Here is a 19,888-nt window from a genome sequence, read left to right on the forward strand (position 1 = left end):
AGAATGAAAATAGTTCATATCATAAACAGTTTAGCATCAGGAGGCGCCGAGAAATTACTCTTGGACACGTTGCCTATTTATAAAGAAAAAGGAATTGTAGTCGACCTATTGGTGTTGAATGGTACTTCAAGTCCTTTTATGCAAGCATTAAAAGAAACAGCTTGTTGTTCGATTTATTCATTAGGTTTAAATTCTGTCTATAATCCGATACAGGTTTTTAAATTGATTCCTTTTTTGAAAAAATATGAAATTGCTCACGTACATTTATTCCCCACTCAATATTGGGTTGTTTTGGCAAAGTTGTTGTCTTTTTCTAAAATTAAATTGATCCTGACAGAACACAACTCGACAAATCCAAGATTAGAGAATCGATTCATTGCAGTACTTGACAGACTTTTTTATCGATTTTATGATAAAGTGATATGTGTCTCAAATGAAATTTCCAACACATTTAAAAATTACACAGGAATAAGAGAATCCAAATTTGTTGTAATTGAAAACGGAATTGATTTGATAAAAATCCATGAGGCAAAGCCTTATTTTAAAAATGAAATATCGAATCTTTTTAGTGCAAAAGATTTTATAATGATACAAGTGGCACGATTTGACAAGCAAAAAGACCAGGAAACCGTAATCCATTCCTTAACGTATTTGCGCGAAAATGTAAAGCTTATTTTAGTGGGCGAAGGCGTTTTTAAAACAAAGTGTCGGGAGTTGGTTCAAGAACTGAAATTGCAAGAACGAGTTTTGTTTTTAGGACAAAGAATGGATGTCCCCCAATTATTAAAAACAGCTGATGTGGTTGTTTTATCCTCAAGATATGAAGGTCTATCTTTGTCCAGTATTGAAGGAATGGCATCTGGAAAACCATTTGTTGCTTCTGATGTACCCGGTTTACAGGAAATTGTTTCCGGTGCCGGTATTTTATTTAAACAAGGTGATGCCAAAGAATTAGCCAATACAATCGAAAGATTATTAACAGACGAGGTTTATTACCAAGAAACCGTAAATTCCTGTTTGAAAAGATCGGAACAATTCGAGATACAATTAATGGTTGAGAAACACATACATTTGTATCAAACAATAGTATAATTATGCAAATGTTAATCAAAAGGAGTACGGCAACTTTTATTGTATTATTTATACTTAATTTATTGGTTACTGTTTTGGTATTCTATGTATTGCCGAAACGTTTTTTTTATGATGCAGTTACTATTGCACTTGACAAAGGCAACGAAATAGGCTTTATTGGAAGTTATCCGCTTACTATTTTATTTTATAAAATAACAGGCTTGCGCTATTTGCCTTTTCCGATAGTTGGATTGATACAGTTTCCTATTTTGATGTATGTTTTATATAAAATTGGGATTCCTACTGATTTTGAGAAACTAAACATTAAAAATGTGATTGTTTATTTGGGAATTCTTATGATAGCCATTTTTATGTCGATGCCTTCCAAAGAATTTATTACCTATTTGTATGTTTCTCTGGTTGTTTTTTTATTTCTAAACAAAAGAATTTCATTTCGCACAGCGCTTTTTTCATCCCTGTTTTTACTGGCTGTTTTCGGTGTTTTTTATAGACCCTATTTTTTCTTGATTCCGATTATTGCGATTGGGATGTATGGAGCGAGTTTGGTAAATTTTAAGAGCAGGACGTTAACAGTTATTTTTTTCGGATTAGTAATTGCCACATTTTTATCATTATGTTATGGAGTTGTTTCTGGACATTTTTTCTCGGAAGTCAGCAGAGAAGTCGTTAACAGTTCGAGATTAGGTTCTGCAGATGCTAATTCCATTATTGTGTCACCAATAAAACCAGATACTTGGTATGGAGAAACTGTAGGTATTGTATATGGTTTTTTCTCGGTGAATATACCGGTCAATGGTCTGAAGCATATTTTTTCTCCTCAAATATTGCTTTTTGTGATTTGGCAGCTTTTTCTGTTTTACATTCTGCTTGTGAGATTTTCGAGATGTATTCAAGCGAGAGATAAAAATAAAAATGAACTTTGGATTTTACTTATTTTGTTTGCTTTTTTTATTGTTCAAGGTGTTTTCGAGCCCGATTTGGGATCAGCTGTTCGACATAAAATAGGTGTTTTCCCTCTAATTTATTATGCATTATATTATGACCATTTCAGAAAAAAACTTCAATAAAATATTTAACTATTTTCTGGGATTGATTGCCATTGCAATGATATTCAGGAAACCCTGTACTTTATTGATTGTACTTTTTGCAATATTCAATTTATTATCCATAAAAAAACTGAATTTTTCCAAGCAATCTTTAGTTTTAGTATTCCTTATTGCATCTCCATTACTATTGGAAATTATCATGTTTTGGAACAATGATTATTTTGGTAAAGGCTTAAAATCATTAGAAAAATACAGTTCTCTCCTTATTTTTCCGTTATTTATTTTAGGAAATTATCAAAGGGTTCAATTTTTTAAAATTCTTAAATTTTATAGTGTTGCAACTACGGGAATTATACTTTTTTTCTTCATCCGATTTATTATTTTCTTCCCTGAATTGATTCATAAATATATAAACGGAAATGATTTATGGGAAATGGGATATGAGTTTTCAAACAGTATTGGGATTCATGCACCGGCATTGAATATGCATTTAGCTTTTGTGTCGATCTGCTGTCTTTTTTTTGTTTTTAAATCTTTTCATCAAAAGGAAAAATGGATTCTGAGATTGAGTAACATTATTCTCTTTATTCTCTCTTTTTTCTTCGTCCTTTTTGTAAACACTAGAATGGCTTTGTTTAATGTATTGATTGGCTTTGGTTTGATTTTTTTCGGAGAAGTAATGCGTAAATACAATTTAAAAAAAGTGATTGGAACGATGACTGTTTTAATGGTTGTATTGGGAGGAGTACTTTTTCTTTTTGTCCAAAGTAATCCTTATATGAAAGAGAAGTATTCTTCGGTGACTTTTGCTTATATGGATAAAGTAGGGAAACTGGACGAAATTGAGCATCCGGAATTTAAAGTATTTAATTCCCTTGTAACTCGTGTTTCTATTTGGAAATCAGGTTGGGAGCTTTCTGAAAAAAATCTTCTTTTTGGAGTTGGAGCTTCAGATGGAAAGCCAGAATTAGTCAAATATTTTAAACAAACAAATCAGCTTTTTTTGGCAAAATATGAGTTTCCAACGCACAATCAATTCCTTGATTTTTTAATAAAATTTGGAATACTAGGCCCTTTGGTAGTGTTGCTTTATATTTTTACAATTGGCTATTTGGGGTTTAGTTTAAAAAATGCTGTGGTACTTTCTTTCTTCTTCCTTTTTTTTACGTCCAATCTTACTGATGATTTTTTGTTGCGTTTTGATGGCATTGCCTTTAGTGGATTGTGGATGGCAATTTTCGGGAGTTATTGGCTGCAACAAAAACTATTGTTGATAAAGAGCCGTTAGGGCTTTAAAATTTTTGTTTTTATCAAATAAATCATGACATCTTTTATAGGCATTATCGCCAAATTGATTCCGGATTTTGTCGTCTTTTAATAATTCCAAGTAGCTATCTAGTTCTTCAATTTCATTAAAAAGAAAACCAGTTTCGTTTGGAACAACAACGTCTTTATTACCAATAATATTGGTTGCCAGAACGGGCTTTTTCATTGCCATTGCTTCCAAAACGGCAATAGGTAGTCCTTCCCAAAGAGAAGTTTGGATGTAAATATCTATGGCATTGAGTTGTTTCAGAGCATCATTTCTATCCATGAACCAACCCGTAATTTTTATATTTGGAGCAGTTAATTCACAATTTAATTCTCCATCTCCAATCCAAACAAAATTAAAATCAGGAAATCGCAATGCAATAGCATTGAATAGTTTTGGGTTTCTTGCAGTGGTTATTCTCGCGACAATACCAATTGTTAATGTTTGATTTTGGTGTTTTGTGGAATGTTGACAGACGTCTTCAATATTGATGCCGTTTCTTATCAAATATGACTTTCCTATTTTTTTTGCTATTTCATATTCAGTGTCTCCACAGGCAATTGTTATACCTCCGAATAATTGCTGAAAACTCTTTTCAATGAGCCAGTATATTTTTTTGGTCAAATTTGAAATATCAGTTCTCAGAAAAGAATAGCCATGTGGAGTGTAAAATAGTTGTATTCTTTTGAATAATAAAAAACAAGCAATTCTTCCTAAAACACCAGCCTTTGAAGAGTGAAGATGAATGACATCCGGATTTAATTTTTGAAGTTCTTTTCGTAAATGAAGAATGGATTTGAAATCTTGAATTGGTGAAAATTCGCGAACCATATCTACTTTTATCAGCGATACCCCTTTTGAAAATTCGGATTCAATTTTTTTAGGATCTATTTCTTTACGATTTCCACTATATATAATGGTAGTTGATAGTTTATTTGTTATTTCATCATCTCCAAAATAATAGGACAAGTCCTTGAAATAAGTATAAACGCCTCCTCCTAATGCTTCAATTACATGGACAACTTTCAAAATGGCTGATTTTTATTGGAACAAAAATAGTTTAAAGTTGATTAAATAAACATTTTTGGTTGAAAGATCGGTTTTAAAAAAATGCATCTGTGCATCTTAGGTTGTTTATAAATTGATGGGTTTACTCTGTAATCATTCCCCTTTAAATTTAAAAGGGAAAATATTTTAGTACATTTGTGCATATTACAAAAGTTAATTACAGTAGTATATATCGACTATGAAAAGAATACTCATCACAGGAGCAGCAGGATTTTTAGGATCTCATTTATGCGATCGTTTTATTAAAGAAGGTTATCATGTTATAGGAATGGATAACCTTATCACGGGTGATTTAAAAAACATAGAACATTTGTTCAAATTAGAGCATTTTGAGTTTTATCATCATGACATTACCAAGTTTGTGCATGTTCCAGGACAACTGGACTATATTCTACATTTTGCTTCGCCGGCAAGTCCTATAGATTATTTAAAAATCCCGATTCAAACCCTAAAAGTGGGTTCGTTGGGAACACATAATTTGTTAGGTCTGGCAAGAGTAAAAAAAGCAAGAATCCTTATAGCTTCAACATCTGAGGTGTATGGAGATCCTTTGGTTCACCCACAAACTGAAGAATATTACGGAAATGTAAACACGATTGGACCAAGAGGAGTTTATGACGAGGCCAAACGTTTTCAGGAATCCATCACAATGGCGTACCATACTTTTCATGGTGTAGAAACCCGAATTGTTCGAATTTTTAATACGTATGGACCAAGAATGCGTCTCAATGATGGTCGCGTTATTCCAGCTTTTATTGGCCAAGCCATTCGTGGAGAAGATTTAACCATCTTTGGAGACGGAATGCAAACCCGTTCTTTTTGTTATGTAGATGATCAGGTAGAAGGAATTTTCAGATTATTGCATTCAGATTATGTATTACCCGTGAATATTGGTAACCCTGATGAAATCACCATCAAAGATTTTGCTGAGGAGATTATAAAATTAACTGGAACTAACCAAAAAGTAGTTTACCATCCATTACCTATAAATGACCCATTGCAGCGCCAACCTGACACTACTAAAGCGAAAGAGTTACTAGGCTGGGAGGCAAAAGTAAATCGTGCTGAAGGGATGAAAATTACATACGATTATTTTAAATCATTGTCCAAAGAAGAACTTTCTAAAGAGGAGCATAAAGATTTTTCTAAGTATATTAATTAGTAGTGAAAACTAAAACCGGAAGATATTCAGGCTATATTCGCCCTTTTTCACGCATATTAGATTTGGTTATCATCAATTTTTTTGCAGCGTATTTTTCCGGTATACCTGTTTTTCATGATTTTTATGCTTTGTTCATCAGTAGTGCGTGGTTTGTTATTTCTTGGAATTTAGGTTTTTACGAAGTCTATCGCTATACCAAAGTAATTGCCATTTTGAACTGTACTTTGAAGCAGACCATCGCTTTTATAACTTGTTGTTTAGCGCTTGCTTATTTTTATCCTGAAAGAAATAGTTTGTCTGAAATAGCATCATTTGCGACAGTCTCTATAGCCTTAATTCTTGGTTTTAAACTATTTATTTATTTTTTTCTAAGAAAATACAGAATCCTATTTGGTGGTAATTTTAGAAGAGTAGTACTTGTTGGTAAGGAAAAAAGCATTAAGCCTTTGCAGAATTTTTTTGAGGAAAATCCGGATTACGGTTATAAATTATTAAAAATAGTTGATTTAGAAAATGATAAATCCGAGTTCTTGAACGAAAGTTTTTCTTTTATTTTAGACAATAAAATAGATGAAATTTATTGTTCTCTGACAGATTTGACCAGCAAGCAAGTGGAAGAATTTATATTTTTTTCCGACAATAATTTGAAAACACTTAAGTTTATTCCAGACCAAAAACAATTACTGTCTTTAAATACTGTTTTTGAATATTACGACTATATTCCAGTAATTTCTCAAAGAACAATTTCGTTAGACGAATCTTTGCACAAATTTATCAAGCGCATTTTTGACATTGTTTTTTCAATACTAATTATAGTTGGAGTATTATCGTGGTTGATCCCTATTTTGGCAATTATTATAAAAATCGATTCCAAAGGGACTTTGTTTTTTGTACAAAAAAGGAATGGCTTGAATAACAGGGAATTTAATTGTTTTAAGTTCCGATCTATGGAAATTAATGAATTGGCAGATATTGAACAGGTATCTAAAAATGATTCAAGAATTACAAGAGTTGGTAAGTTCATCCGTAAAACAAGTATCGATGAATTGCCACAATTTTTCAATGTTCTGTTGGGAGATATGTCGGTTGTGGGGCCAAGACCGCACATGGTAAGCCATACCAATATGTATGCCGAACGGATTGATAAATTTATGGTGCGTCATTTTATAAAGCCAGGTATAACCGGTTTGGCTCAAACCAAAGGGTTTAGAGGAGAAGTTGAAAACGACAAAGACATTATAAACAGGGTGCGGTATGATATTTTTTATATCGAAAAATGGTCATTGTTGTTGGACTTGAAAATCATTTTAATTACCATTTATAATACTTTAAAAGGGGACAGGAAAGCGTATTAAAATACATTTTTTTGGATTAAATCTTTAATTTGGAAATCGAGATCAAAATGATTTTCGGCATAATCAAAAACTTGTTTTTTCATCATTTGAATAGGCTCTTTTCCTGTTTTTGAGATTTCGATTAAAGTAGTATTTAAGCTTTCGAAATTTCCTACCTGAGCAACCCAGCCTAAATTGTTTTCTTTCACGATTGTTTCACCTTCACCTCCACCAAAATAAAGTACAGGGAATCCCAATGCACCATATTCGAATATTTTTGAAGGAACAGAGCCGTAAATTCTGGTTTTCAGAGGAACAATAGCAATATCAAAAGTTTTTATTTTTTCGTGTAGAATATGACGTTCCAGCATTCCGTGAAAATATATTTTTTTCTCTGGGTTTTGTTTAATTAAATCTTCGATTTGTGATTTTTCTGCACCATCGCCAAAAATGTGCAATTCAATGTCTACATTTTGTAATTCAATTTGTTGACATAATTCCAAAACACCCTGCGCTACGCCAAGTAATCCTGCGTAAAAGAGTTTAATGGGGTCATTTACATGGGTTGCAAAATGCATTTCAGCAGTTTGATGTTCGGGAAAATTGCGGTACAAATGACAATTTTTTTCTGGAAAAGAGGAATGGATGTGAGTAATAATTTCGTTGGATTGACCAAATATTAAAGTTGCTTTTGAGTAGATAAATCGTTCAAAAAACAAAGAAACTTTATGCGAAAAACTACCAGATCTCAAGGCTTTCAATTCAATGGCTGCCAAAGGCCATAAGTCAGAAACATTCAATATTATTTTTTTCCGCAATAGCGAAAGTGTTAAAACTGATACAAACGATAATAACAAAGGAGGCGATTGAACGATAACTTTATGGGGTGTTTTTTTTAACACTAAATAGAGAAAAAGCATGGAAGAAAAAGACAAAACAGAGAGTGTTCTTTTAAAAATGTTTTTGCTGACACTCGGATAAATCCAAAGTCGTTTTACGGTAATATCCTGAAGATTTTCTGTTACTGAAAACTTTCCTTTGTATTCAGGAAATAATTCACCTTTTGGGTAATTCCCCAGCGGACAAAGAACGGAAACTTTGTAATTGTTTTGATTCAATTTCAGCGCCAATTGTTCAATTCTATTGGCAGCAGCCCCTTTTTCTGGTGGGTAATAATTCGATATGATTAGAATTTCTTCCATTATTTTTTAAGCAGGATGTCAATAATTCTTTCTGAGGCTTTTCCGTCCCAAAGTTCTGGAATTCCAGTTTTTCGACTTCCATTTTTCAGGAATTTTCCAAATAGTTTTTTCAAATTTTCTACCGAAGTCCCAACTAAAGTATTGGTTCCAATACTTTGTGTTTCAGGTCTTTCGGTGTTGTTTCGCATGGTAAAACAAGGAATTCTCATAACGGTAGTTTCTTCCGAAATTCCTCCAGAATCAGTAATAACAGCAAAACTATTTTTGATGAGGAACATAAAATTTAGATAACCTTGTGGCTCCACAAAAAGAATATTTTTCAATTTCAAATTTGTTTCTCCCAAAATAGCTTTTGTTCTGGGATGGATGGGGAAAATTACTTTTTTGTTTTCAGCCATTTTATCAATGCCTTCTAGTAATTGAATTAAAGATTGTTCTTCATCTACATTAGATGGACGATGTAAGGTAAGAACGATGTAATTCTTAGCTTTCAATTGAAATTCATTCCAAAAAAGGGGCATAAAAATTCTGTCCAAATTTTGATATAAAGTATCAATCATCACGTTGCCAACGAAATGAATATTGGTTTTATCTATACCATTTATCAATAAATTTTCGGATGCTGAGGTTGAGGTGGTAAAGAAATAATCAGTGATGCTGTCGGTAACGATTCGATTGATTTCTTCTGGCATTGTCATATCTCCAGAGCGAATTCCGGCTTCGACATGAGCCACTTTTATGTTTTGTTTTTTGGCTACAATTGCGCAAGCCATTGTCGAATTGACATCACCAACGACCAGTACCAAATCACAGGGATTTTGTTGTAATTCTTTCTCAAAAGCAACCATAATCGCTCCGGTTTGCTCCGCTTGCGAACCACTTTTCACTTCCAGATTGCTGTTCGGTTTCGGGATATTTAATTCTTCAAAAAAAGTATCGCTGAGGTTTTTATCATAATGTTGACCTGTATGTACCAAACGATAGGAAATAGTAGCTCCTTCGTTTTGCTTTTTTTCAATTGCTTTGATGATGGGTGCGATTTTGATAAAATTGGGTCTTGCACCTGCGACTATTGTGATTATCATTATACTATTTCTTTAATTAATGAAACAAACTGTTTTAATTTTCCGCTTTTGCTTCGTTCCAGTTTTTCTTTTCTAACGAATGTAAAAACCAATCCTTTTTCTAAATATAGAGCAATTGCTGCTTCAATTTTGTGTATTTGTTCCAAATTCAATTCGGTTTGGCTCACATATTCAATGTCAAAAGTATCTATTTTAGTTTGTTTGATAACAAATTCTTTTACATTGCCGTCGTCTTCTATAATACTTTTGGTTACGTAATAAAAAGTCAATCCAGGCGATTTTTTTCCGCTTGGTAAAATGGCAACATCATTGGTTCTGCCGATTAATTTTTTGAGAATTGGTTTTTTAAAAGTGCTTTTTTCGTCTAAAATTCCAATGTCGCCAATATCGTATCGAATAAAAGGATGCGCTTTGTTGAAGAGAGAAGTAATCACAATCCGGCCCGAAGTTCCGTTCGGCACAGCCTGATTATTTTCGTCCAAAATCTCCACAAACAATGTTTCCGAATTAACTTGCCATTTTCCTTCAGGGTTTTGAAAAGCAATCAAATCCAATTCTGAAGCTCCATATTCATTGACAATAGGAACGCCAAATTGTTTTTCCAACAATAGTTTGTCTTCTTCAAAAAGCATTTCGGAGGTGACCATACATACTTTTAATGTTGGACAGATTTCCTTTAAAACAATATTTTTTTTCTGCAAAAATTTTGCAAACAAAACTATTGATGAGGTATAGCCATTGATATAGTCGAATTTCTTGGTTTTAAAGTCTTTTAAAAAACCTTCTAAAACTTCATCGGATAAATTGAATATCGAGAACCGATACCGATTGCTCAAAAAATCCTTGAATCGTTCTTTTCGATTACCTATAAAATCCAATGGTATCCCATAAAAACGGGCTTGATAGGAAGAGTTAAAATCAATTCCATACCAGCCAAAACGATAAATATTGGAAGCCCATGTCAAGGCATGGCAAAATTTGTCTTTAGCAAAAATAAATGGGTCACCACTGGAACCAGATGTTTTATTAATATATATCGATTTTTCATTGTAACCCAAAGAAAGTCTTTCTTTCAAAGGTTTCTGTAAATTCCTCTTATTCAAAATTGGCAAATTAGACCAGTTTTTAAAAGAGTTTTCGCCAACAAGCTCTTTATAAAAAGAATTATTTCTTAAATGAAAATTGACAATTTCTGTTTTTTTATGTTCAATATAATCACCAAAATTTTCCTCTGGAATAGCAATGATTTTTTGCAGTTCGGCTTTGGCTTCCTTCATTGGGAAACCATTTATTTTTAGTGTTAAGTCAAATAATTTGAACATCTACGCCACTTTTTGATTATCAAAGGGCTTAATGGATTGAATTTCTTCCCCTTTGTTTTCTTGTTCTTCTTCGATGTCATAATCATCTTGCAAACCAAGCCAAAATTTAGCTGAATTTCCAAAATACTGACTCAAACGTATTGCTGTATCTGCCGTAATTCGGCGATTTCCTTTAGTAATTTCCGAAATTCTGGTTTGTGGGATTTTTAAATCTTTTGATAAACGATACGGAGTTATGTCTAAAGGAATAAGAAATTCTTCAAGCAAAATTTCTCCAGGATGTATGTTTTTTAATTTTTCCATTTCAAATCTTTTTAATGATAATCTACAATTTCTACATTCGAAGCATTTCCGCTTTCCCAATTAAAAATGATTCGCCACTGATTGTTAATCCGAATACTGTAATACTCCTTTAAATTACCGCTCAGTTTTTCTAAACGATTGGATGGAGGAATTCTTAAATCTGTCAAATCTTGTGAGTTGTTAAGCATTCTCAGTTTTCTTCTTCCGATTTGCTGAATTTCTATTGAAGGTTTTTTTACAACAATTCCATTCCAAATTTTTTCGGTTTCTTTTGACCCAAATGAAATTATCATATCTTTCACGTTACTAACGTCAAAAGTAAGTAAAAAAAATTATTATTTCACGGCAAAACAAACTATTTTTGCACCGTCTGTCAAAAGGCAGTAATGCAACTAAATAACTACACCATGAATATTTTACTATTAGGATCTGGAGGAAGAGAACATGCTTTTGCGTGGAAAATGATTCAAAGTCCGCTTTGTGACACCCTTTTTGTAGCACCAGGAAATGCGGGTACTGCTCAAATTGCTAAAAACATTGATATCAGCGCCACTGATTTCGAAGCGATAAAAGCATTGGTTATCAAAGAAAATATAGAAATGGTAGTTGTTGGACCAGAAGATCCGTTGGTAAAAGGGATTTATGACTTTTTCTTAAATGACGAAGATTTAAAAGAGATTCCAGTAATTGGTCCATCAAAATTAGGAGCAACATTAGAAGGAAGTAAAGAGTTTGCCAAAGAATTTTTGATAAAACACAAAATTCCAACAGCAGCTTATGATAGTTTTACAGCCTCAACGGTTGAAAAAGGATGTAAATTTCTAGAAACTTTGCAGCCTCCGTATGTTTTGAAAGCAGATGGTTTAGCTGCAGGAAAAGGTGTTTTGATTATTCAGGATTTAGCGGAAGCTCAATCAGAATTAAGAAACATGCTGGTTGGTCAAAAATTTGGTGCAGCAAGTTCTAAAGTGGTTATCGAAGAATTCCTTGACGGAATTGAATTAAGCTGTTTTGTTTTGACGGACGGGAAAAGCTATAAAATTCTGCCAACGGCCAAAGATTACAAACGCATTGGCGAAGGAGACACAGGACTGAACACAGGAGGAATGGGAGCAGTTTCTCCAGTTCCTTATGTGGATGCGGTTTTGATGGAAAAAATTGAAACTCGTATTGTAAAACCTACGATTGAAGGTTTTCAAAAGGATGGAATTGCATATAAAGGTTTTGTGTTTATTGGACTAATCAATGTCAACAATGAGCCAATTGTTATTGAATATAATGTGAGAATGGGAGATCCAGAAACTGAAGTGGTTGTTCCAAGATTAAAATCTGATTTAGTGGAATTGTTTTTGGCTGTGGCCAATGAAAAACTAGACGAGTTCAATCTGGAAGTGGATGAAAGAAGCGCAACGACAGTTATGATTGTTTCTGGTGGATATCCTGAAGATTTCGAGAAAGGAAAAGTAATCACTGGACTTGAAAAAGTTACCGATTCTATCGTTTTTCATGCGGGAACCAAATTAGATAATGGAAATGTGGTAAGCAACGGAGGAAGAGTAATGGCTATTACTTCGTATGGAGATAATTTTCAGGAAGCTTTAAATAAATCATACAAAAATGTAGATCAGATACATTTCGATAAAATGAATTTTAGAAAAGATATTGGATTTGATTTAATCTAAAACAAAAAAACACGAATTGAACTTATTATTTTGTTCAATTCGTGTTTTATTTTTTATTTGGATTGGATATTATTATTCGTCACCCAAGAAAGAATGTGCCGTTGTATCTTGATACTCTTCTCCGTTTTCTTTGTGTAATTTTAATTGTTTAATCCAATAAACAATAGCAACTGAACAAATAATCATAAAGATCCAGTTGATAAAATTGGCACCAAACCAAGATTTAAGCTCTAATGAACGCAATAAGTCTAAAGGATAGAATAAAATGTTTACAAATAAATATTGTATTCCTTCAAAAAATGATGTCATAATGTATCTCTTTAATTTTTTATTATTTTTTGTTTTGGAATTTTGAACATCAAAAAAGAGAATTCGTTAGAATCTTTTTTAATCTTGCCCAATTCCTTTTTAAACAAGTATTATATTTACAGTCACAAAAGTATAAAATATCCTTATGATAACAAGTGTTTTTAAAAAATCTACACCATTTAATTTTTCTTTGGTTGTTATTTTAATGCTGGTTTTCTTTTTCCTGTATCAAATCCAAGATTCAGCTTGGACAAATTCTACTATTCTTATTCTTCAAAAAACAGGTTTATTTCTGATTTTATTTGCAACAGTTTTTCTGAATAGTTTTATTTCCAAAAAAAACGGATTGAGCAGGGACAGTACTTACACTGCTTTTTTTACTTTTCTACTCCTAATTTTTTTCCCAGACTTATTTAACAATCCCAATTTAATTCTGTCCAATTTTTTTGTGTTATTAGCCATTAGAAGACTTGTTTCTTTGCAGACTCTTAAAGAATCCAAGGAGAAGCTTTTTGATGCTTCATTATGGATTTTTATGGCGGCTTTATTTCAGTTTTGGAGTATTTTATATATTCTTTTGGTATTTATATCGGTGATATTTCATGTTTCCAGAGATTATAGAAACTGGGTTATTCCATTTATTGCTCTTTTTGCAGTATCAATTTTGTTTCTAGCCTGCTCTTTAATTTTTGATATCAGCGGTATTGCATTTTTAAAAGAAAGCAGTAAAATTGATTTAAGTCTTGACTATTTTACCAATAATTATCAGAACGCTGCTTTTTCAATATACATTACGGTGGCATTATTTTTTGTAATTTCTACGCTTTCAACCTTATCTAGCAGACCTTTAGTGTTGCTTTCTTCTTATAAAAAAGTCATCGCTTCGTTTTTTATAGGAATCTTAGTTTTTATTTTATCGGTCAATAAAAGTAATGAAACATTAGTATTTACTTTTGCACCATTGGCGATAATGGCAACCACTCAAATCGAAATATCTCAGCCCAAATTGAAAGAAGAAATTGTGATATTTGTGTTTTTGGCGTGTAGTTTATTTGCTTTTTTCTCTCAGCTATAATTTAGTGCCATAAGCCAAATCTCCTGCATCTCCAAGCCCTGGAACGATATAGCTTTTATCATTGAGTTTTTCATCGAGAGATGCAATCCAAAGATGACAGGTATCAGGCAAATTTTGTTTCAGATACGCAATGCCTTCAGGAGCAGCAATAATTACGGCGATATGAATTTCTTTTGGAGTTCCTCTTTCCATCAGTTTATTAAAAACAGCAACTATAGATTGTCCTGTGGCAAGCATTGGGTCTACCAACAAAACATTTTTCCCATTAATATCAGCAATCGCTTGGTATTCCACCAGAATATCAAAGAAATCATCATTATTCGGATGATGTCTGTAGGCGGAAATAAAACCATTTTCGGCATTGTCAAAATAGTTTAAGAATCCTTGGTGTAAGGTCAGTCCAGCTCTTAAAATGGAACATACAACCAATTGATCTGCGATTTCAGTTGTTTTCTTTACACCAAGAGGCGTTTTTATTTCAACATCTTTGTAATGAAATGACTGACTCATTTCATAAGCCATAATTTCTCCAATGCGTTCAATATTTCTGCGAAATCGCATACTGTCCTTTTGAACATTGACATTCCGAATTTGGCTTAAAAAGTGATTCAGCACACTATTTTTTTCCGATAAATAATGAATTTCCATGTATCTGTTATTAAGAACTTAATTTATAGAGTTTTTTTTATACCATAAAAGTATAAAAAGTATCTTTGTATTTCTAAAATCATAAGATATGTTTTCAAAATTAGCTTATTCAGTATTTGAGCAAAGTATAAAAGATTATCATCAATTTGATAATGTGGACCAACCGATAAACAATCCTTTTCCAAAAGATAAGTTCGAGCATTTATTGTATCTAAAAAACTGGATTGACACCGTTCAATGGCATTTTGAAGATATTATTCGCGACCCGAATATTGATCCAGTTGCTGCTTTGACTTTGAAAAGAAGAATCGATGCTTCAAACCAGGAACGTACGGATATGGTAGAATATATCGACAGTTATTTTCTTCAAAAATACAGCCATGTTGTAGTTAAGAACGATGCCAAAATCAATTCCGAAAGTCCGGCTTGGGCTTTTGACCGCTTGTCTATTTTAGCATTGAAAATTTATCACATGAATGAAGAAGCCAATCGTGCCGAAGCTTCACAAGATCATAGAGACAAATGTCAGGCAAAATTGAACATTCTTTTGGAACAAAGAAGCGATTTGTCAACAGCAATTGAAGATTTATTGACAGACATCGAAAACGGAGACAAATTCATGAAAGTGTACAAACAAATGAAAATGTACAATGACGATGATTTGAACCCAGTTTTGTATCAAAATAAAAAATAGTTTTTTGGCAACAAATTTGTCTCCAAAAATTAAACATATAGCCGTCATGAGACTTTCCGCAATGGGAGATGTTGCCATGACGGTTCCTGTTTTACGAGCTTTTGTAAATCAGTATCCAGAGGTAAAAATCTCATTAGTTTCCAGACCTTTTTTCAAACCTTTCTTCGAAGGTATTCCAAACCTCTCTTTTTTTGCTTTTGATGAAAAAGAAAGGCATAAAGGATTCTTGGGGCTTTGTAGATTATATCAGGATTTAGCAGCATTGGATATCGATGCTTTTGTCGATTTGCATAATGTCTTGCGTTCCAAAGTAGTGCGGACACTTTTTGCCATGAGCGGAAAAAAAACTGCATCTGTTGATAAAGGAAGAGAAGAGAAAAAAGCGTTAACCCGTCCCGAAAATAAAGTTTTCAAACCGTTGACCACGATGTTCGAAAGACACGTAAAAGTCTTTGAACAACTAGGGTTTTCTGTGGATTTAGCCAATCCAATTTTTCCTAAAAAAGCAATTTTAGATCAAGAAGTAATTGATATAATCGGAGAAAATAATCAAAAATTAATTGGGATTGCACCTTTTGCACAATACCATTCGAAAGTTTATCCCTTGGATTTAATGCAGGAAGTAATAGATACTTTAGCCTTAGACAAAAACAGTAAAATCTTGCTTTTTGGAGGCGGAAAAAAAGAAATTGAAATTTTAAATACAATAAGTTCTGGGAAAGAGAATGTCATTAATATGGCTGGAAAAATCAAGTTTCCACAAGAGTTGCAACTCATTAGCAATTTGGATGTAATGCTTTCTATGGATTCCGGAAATGCTCACATTGCTGCGATGCTGGGAGTGAAAGTAATTACGCTTTGGGGGGCAACACATCCGTATGCCGGTTTTTCTCCTTTCAATCAGCCCTTGGAAAACGCATTAGTTTCGGATAGAAATTTGTATCCAAAATTACCTACCTCTGTTTATGGAAATAAAATTGTAGAAGGTTATGAAGATGCTATGAGAACTATTTTACCAAAAATGGTTGTCCAGAAAATCAAAACTTCTCTAAAATAAAAAACTTCTCTTTTAAGAGAAGTTTTTCATTTTCATTTTCATTTATTTTATTAAACATCATCATAATCCACGCGAATTGTAGCGGTGGTTGGATGTGCCTGACAAGTTAAGATTAAACCTTCTGCAATTTCACTGTCAGTTAGAATGGAGTTTTTCTTCATCTCAGCTGCGCCTTCGGTAACACGTGCTAGACAACTGCTGCAGATTCCGCCTTGGCAGGAATAAGGAGCATCTATTCCTTGTTTAAGAGCGGCATCAAGAATGCTTTGTTTTTGAGACATTTCGAAAGTTGTTTCCTCATCATCAACCATAACGGTAATTTTAGAATGACCGCTTAATGATTCTTTGATAGGATTTTCTTGAGAAGAAGAAGTGAAAAGCTCGAATTTTATAGCCGATTCTTTTACGTTTTTTTCTTTCAAAACATTCGAAACGGTATTGATCATTTCTTCTGGACCGCACAAATAGAATTTATCAAACTGCAATGTGGCATGCTTTGTATTCAAGGCATAATTTACAGCAGCTTTGTCAATTCTTCCAAATAATGCGTTTTCAACATTCACTCTGCTATAAACATAATCTACAAATAGACGGCCTACATATTGAAGTTGCAAATCATGCAATTCCTGATGAAAAATGGTTTCTTCGGGTGATTTGTTTCCATATACTAGAGTAAAGGAACTTTTAGGTTCGCTTTTCAAAACCGATTTTATAATGGACAAAACAGGCGTAATTCCACTACCGGCTACAAAAGCGATATAATTTTTTTGGCGGTCAATTTCGGGTTCAAAAATAAATTTACCTTCTGGTTTCCCTACTTCAAGAACATCGCCAGCTTTTAATTTGCTATTGGCAAATTGAGAAAAAGCGCCATCTTTTACGGCTTTCACAGCAATACGCAATTCACCGCTTCCGGGAGCAGAGCAGATGGAATAGGCACGGCGGATTTCGGTATTATCCAATGTCAGACGTAAATTTATGTACTGACCGGCAATAAAAGTATAATTGGGTTTTAATTCTTCAGGGACATTAAAAAGTATCGAAACGGCATCTTTAGTTTCGCGTTTTACTTCTTTTACAATTAATTTAAGAAAATTTGGCATGAGACTATTTTTTTGCAAAAGTAATAAAACTATTTAGGATTGAAAGAATTTGATGCTATCCAAGGTAGTTTTTCATTATTTTTATGTAACGTTTTCCTACTATAAACTACTTACTTACAAAATCAAACAAAAAACCATGATTGCAAAATTTATTTATCTTGAGTGGAAATCCTTTTTGAGGGCAGCCTCTTTCGCTTCGAATTTGGCCTTGAAAATATTGATGGGATTTCTAGCGCTGTATTTCACCTTAGTTTTTTTAGCATTAGGAGTTGGTGCTTTTTATATACTGAGGAAATTGAAATTGGATCCGTTGGAGACCATCAACAAATTTTTGATGTATTACTTTTTGATGGATTTGATTGTTAGGCTTTTGCTTCAGTCGATTCCGGTAATGAACATACGGCCGCTGTTGACAATGCCTTTCAAACGGGCAACCATCGTCCATTTTTCTTTAGGGAAGACAGTATTATCTTTTTTCAACTTAGTGCATGCCTTTTTATTTCTTCCTTTTTGTGCCGTTTTAATTTATGAGGGGTATGATGTAATTAGTGTGCTTCTTTGGTTAATGGGTCTTTTTTCTATAATTTATGCAAATAACTTTCTCAATATTTTATTGAACAACAAAGATAACTTATTGGGTATTTTTATCACTATAGTCGCGATTTTGGCAGGCTGTCATTATTACAAACTCTTCGATATTACGTTTTACACTTACCCATTTTTTGAAGCCTTATTCCATACCAAATGGGTGTTTCTGATACCAGTTTTAGTTTTAGCCGGATTGTATTATTGGACGTATAACTACCTAAAAGGAGATTTGTACTTGGACGCTGGATTAACGGTTAAAAAAGACATTGCCAAAACGGAGAATCTAACATGGTTGAACCAATTTGGAACATTAGGTACTTTTTTGAAAAATGATATTAAATTAATAAAAAGGAACAAACGCTCCAAAACTACAATTGGGTTAAGTATTATGTTCTTGTTTTATGGATTGATCTTTTTTACCAATTCGCATCAACCAGCTGTGATGAGAATTTTTGCGGGAATATTCGTTTCTGGAGGATTTCTGATCACTTTTGGGCAGTTCGTACCAAGTTGGGACAGTGCTTATTATCAACTGATGATGACCCAAAACATACCTTATCGCGGGTATTTAAATTCCAAATGGTGGCTGATGATAATTGGCACAGTAATATCTACTATTTTGGCTTCTTTTTATTTGTATTTTGGATGGGATGTTTATTTGACCATATTTGTAGGTGCCATTTATAATATTGGATTCAATTCCCTATTAGTGTTATTAGGAGGAGCTTTTACGAAAACCCCAATTGATTTGAATTCTGGGAAAGGTGCCTTTGGGGACAAAAAAGCATTTAATGCAAAAACAATGCTTATTACTATTCCACAGTTGATTTTGCCAGTGGGATTGTATTGGTTGGGAACTTATTTGATGGATGCCAATTTGGGTCTAGCACTTGTTGCTGCTGTTGGACTTTTAGGTTTAGCATTCAAAAATAAAGCTTTTGTTTTTATTGAAAAAACCTATAAAAAGGAGAAATATGCAACCATTGAAGCCTACAAACAAAAGAGTTAATTTAATAGATTGACGAATCAATAAATCAACGATTAAACTTAAAAAAAATGATACAAGTAAATAATCTTTCAAAAAAGTATAACGGGACAACCGTATTGAATATAGAATCATTAGAAATCCCAAAGGGGCAAAGTTTTGGATTAGTAGGCAATAATGGAGCAGGAAAAACCACTTTTTTCAGTTTGTTATTGGATTTAATTCAGCCCACAACGGGCAGTATTTTGAATAATGAAATCCAAGTGAATACGAGTGAAGACTGGAAACCTTTTACGGCTTCATTTCTGGACGAAAGTTTCCTGATAGGATATTTGACACCCGAAGAATACTTTTATTTCATTGGCGATTTAAGAGGGCAGAATAAAGCTGATGTTGATGCTTTATTGCTTCAGTATGAGGAGTTTTTTAATGGAGAGATTCTTAAAAACAAAAAATATCTGCGTGATTTATCCAAAGGAAATCAAAAGAAAGTGGGAATCATCGCGACTTTAATCGGAAATCCGGAGGTCATTATATTGGATGAGCCTTTTGCTAATTTGGATCCAACAACTGTTAACCGATTGAAAAAAATCATCAAAGAATTAGCAGAGAATCCAAACATAACGATACTGGTTTCAAGCCACGATTTACAGCACACGGTTGAGGTTTGCGACCGAATTGTAGCACTAAACAAAGGAGAATTGGTAAAAGACATAGTAACTACAAAAGAGACGCTCCAAGAATTGGAATTGTTTTTTGCTGTTTAAATTTATATATTTCAAAAAGAAACGTATTTTTACAAGTCATTATACTAAAATCCT

At 33.1% G+C, this 19,888-nt stretch carries 20 protein-coding genes; 11 read left to right on the plus strand and 9 right to left on the minus strand.

All coding sequences use genetic code 11. From position 1 onward, the window contains the following. Positions 1 to 3: 3 nt before the first annotated feature. The 3 genes from B0E44_RS11115 to B0E44_RS11125 are packed head-to-tail and all read left to right on the plus strand — an operon-like array spanning position 4 to position 3,426. On the plus strand, positions 4 to 1,092 hold the full coding sequence (locus B0E44_RS11115; RefSeq protein ID WP_077374752.1) for a glycosyltransferase: 1,089 nt from the start codon (positions 4 to 6) through the stop codon (positions 1,090 to 1,092). A 2-nt stretch (positions 1,093 to 1,094) separates the two neighbouring features. Further along, complete coding sequence (locus B0E44_RS11120) at positions 1,095 to 2,159, plus strand: hypothetical protein (protein WP_077374755.1); 1,065 nt, start codon at positions 1,095 to 1,097, stop codon at positions 2,157 to 2,159. Continuing rightward, positions 2,131 to 3,426, plus strand: a complete 1,296-nt coding sequence (locus B0E44_RS11125) for an O-antigen ligase (protein ID WP_077374758.1) — start codon at positions 2,131 to 2,133, stop codon at positions 3,424 to 3,426. Before B0E44_RS11120 ends, B0E44_RS11125 begins: the two co-directional genes overlap by 29 nt. Here the strand turns inward: B0E44_RS11125 and B0E44_RS11130 are convergent. Further along, positions 3,403 to 4,479, minus strand: a complete 1,077-nt coding sequence (locus B0E44_RS11130) for a glycosyltransferase (protein ID WP_077374761.1) — start codon at positions 4,477 to 4,479, stop codon at positions 3,403 to 3,405. The two genes, B0E44_RS11125 and B0E44_RS11130, sit on opposite strands and share 24 nt — an antisense overlap. Positions 4,480 to 4,696: 217 nt before the next feature. Here B0E44_RS11130 and B0E44_RS11135 point away from each other — a divergent pair, with 217 nt between their 5' ends. After that, positions 4,697 to 5,680, plus strand: a complete 984-nt coding sequence (locus B0E44_RS11135; protein WP_077374764.1) for a UDP-glucuronic acid decarboxylase family protein — start codon at positions 4,697 to 4,699, stop codon at positions 5,678 to 5,680. A gap of 2 nt (positions 5,681 to 5,682) precedes the next feature. Further along, entirely contained in the window at positions 5,683 to 7,035 is a 1,353-nt protein-coding gene (locus B0E44_RS11140) for an exopolysaccharide biosynthesis polyprenyl glycosylphosphotransferase (protein WP_077374767.1), read from the plus strand. Here the strand turns inward: B0E44_RS11140 and B0E44_RS11145 are convergent. Genes B0E44_RS11145 through B0E44_RS11165 form a run of 5 tightly spaced genes read right to left on the minus strand, consistent with a single transcriptional unit; the run spans position 7,032 to position 11,219 of the window. After that, on the minus strand, positions 7,032 to 8,216 hold the full coding sequence (locus B0E44_RS11145; protein WP_077374770.1) for a glycosyltransferase family 4 protein: 1,185 nt from the start codon (positions 8,214 to 8,216) through the stop codon (positions 7,032 to 7,034). The two genes, B0E44_RS11140 and B0E44_RS11145, sit on opposite strands and share 4 nt — an antisense overlap. Continuing rightward, complete coding sequence (wecB, locus tag B0E44_RS11150; protein WP_174565130.1) at positions 8,216 to 9,301, minus strand: non-hydrolyzing UDP-N-acetylglucosamine 2-epimerase; 1,086 nt, start codon at positions 9,299 to 9,301, stop codon at positions 8,216 to 8,218. The genes B0E44_RS11145 and wecB overlap by 1 nt, the downstream gene beginning before the upstream one ends. Beyond that, positions 9,301 to 10,623 (minus strand): phenylacetate--CoA ligase family protein, encoded by a 1,323-nt coding sequence (locus B0E44_RS11155; RefSeq protein WP_077374776.1) that lies wholly within the window; start codon positions 10,621 to 10,623, stop codon positions 9,301 to 9,303. The genes wecB and B0E44_RS11155 overlap by 1 nt, the downstream gene beginning before the upstream one ends. Next, positions 10,624 to 10,926, minus strand: a complete 303-nt coding sequence (locus tag B0E44_RS11160; RefSeq protein WP_077374779.1) for a HigA family addiction module antitoxin — start codon at positions 10,924 to 10,926, stop codon at positions 10,624 to 10,626. Between the two features lie 11 nt (positions 10,927 to 10,937). Then, entirely contained in the window at positions 10,938 to 11,219 is a 282-nt protein-coding gene (locus B0E44_RS11165) for a type II toxin-antitoxin system RelE/ParE family toxin (RefSeq protein WP_077374782.1), read from the minus strand. A gap of 114 nt (positions 11,220 to 11,333) precedes the next feature. Between B0E44_RS11165 and purD the strand changes: the two genes are divergently transcribed. Further along, entirely contained in the window at positions 11,334 to 12,608 is a 1,275-nt protein-coding gene (gene purD / locus B0E44_RS11170) for a phosphoribosylamine--glycine ligase (RefSeq protein ID WP_077374900.1), read from the plus strand. A 72-nt stretch (positions 12,609 to 12,680) separates the two neighbouring features. On the opposite strand, the gene B0E44_RS11175 is transcribed toward purD, so the two are convergent. Continuing rightward, on the minus strand, positions 12,681 to 12,917 hold the full coding sequence (locus B0E44_RS11175) for a uracil phosphoribosyltransferase (protein ID WP_077374785.1): 237 nt from the start codon (positions 12,915 to 12,917) through the stop codon (positions 12,681 to 12,683). Between the two features lie 145 nt (positions 12,918 to 13,062). Here B0E44_RS11175 and B0E44_RS11180 point away from each other — a divergent pair, with 145 nt between their 5' ends. Continuing rightward, the gene (locus tag B0E44_RS11180) at positions 13,063 to 13,992 is read left to right on the plus strand and encodes a hypothetical protein (RefSeq protein WP_077374788.1); all 930 of its coding nucleotides are present in this window, start codon (positions 13,063 to 13,065) and stop codon (positions 13,990 to 13,992) included. Here the strand turns inward: B0E44_RS11180 and upp are convergent. Then, the gene (gene upp, locus B0E44_RS11185; RefSeq protein ID WP_077374791.1) at positions 13,987 to 14,640 is read right to left on the minus strand and encodes a uracil phosphoribosyltransferase; all 654 of its coding nucleotides are present in this window, start codon (positions 14,638 to 14,640) and stop codon (positions 13,987 to 13,989) included. The genes B0E44_RS11180 and upp overlap by 6 nt on opposite strands. 88 nt (positions 14,641 to 14,728) lie before the next feature. On the opposite strand from upp, the gene B0E44_RS11190 reads away from it, so the two are divergent. Both B0E44_RS11190 and B0E44_RS11195 read left to right on the plus strand, forming a co-directional pair. Beyond that, on the plus strand, positions 14,729 to 15,334 hold the full coding sequence (locus B0E44_RS11190; RefSeq protein WP_077374794.1) for a DUF4254 domain-containing protein: 606 nt from the start codon (positions 14,729 to 14,731) through the stop codon (positions 15,332 to 15,334). Positions 15,335 to 15,380: 46 nt separating this feature from the next. Then, positions 15,381 to 16,391 carry a glycosyltransferase family 9 protein gene (locus tag B0E44_RS11195; protein WP_077374903.1) on the plus strand — a complete coding sequence of 337 codons (1,011 nt, stop codon included), beginning with the start codon at positions 15,381 to 15,383 and terminating at the stop codon, positions 16,389 to 16,391. A gap of 50 nt (positions 16,392 to 16,441) precedes the next feature. Here B0E44_RS11195 and B0E44_RS11200 read toward each other — a convergent pair whose 3' ends face one another. Then, positions 16,442 to 17,494: a ferredoxin--NADP reductase gene (locus tag B0E44_RS11200; protein WP_077374797.1), complete on the minus strand. Its 1,053-nt coding sequence runs from the start codon at positions 17,492 to 17,494 to the stop codon at positions 16,442 to 16,444. Positions 17,495 to 17,630: 136 nt separating this feature from the next. Between B0E44_RS11200 and B0E44_RS11205 the strand changes: the two genes are divergently transcribed. Both B0E44_RS11205 and B0E44_RS11210 read left to right on the plus strand, forming a co-directional pair. Continuing rightward, positions 17,631 to 19,091, plus strand: a complete 1,461-nt coding sequence (locus B0E44_RS11205) for a DUF5687 family protein (RefSeq protein WP_077374906.1) — start codon at positions 17,631 to 17,633, stop codon at positions 19,089 to 19,091. Between the two features lie 47 nt (positions 19,092 to 19,138). Continuing rightward, positions 19,139 to 19,834: an ABC transporter ATP-binding protein gene (locus tag B0E44_RS11210; protein WP_077374800.1), complete on the plus strand. Its 696-nt coding sequence runs from the start codon at positions 19,139 to 19,141 to the stop codon at positions 19,832 to 19,834. The last annotated feature ends 54 nt before the right edge of the window (positions 19,835 to 19,888 follow it).

Origin of the sequence: Flavobacterium sp. A45, from assembly GCF_002001005.1 — a bacterium.
Taxonomy (GTDB): Bacteria; Bacteroidota; Bacteroidia; order Flavobacteriales; family Flavobacteriaceae; genus Flavobacterium.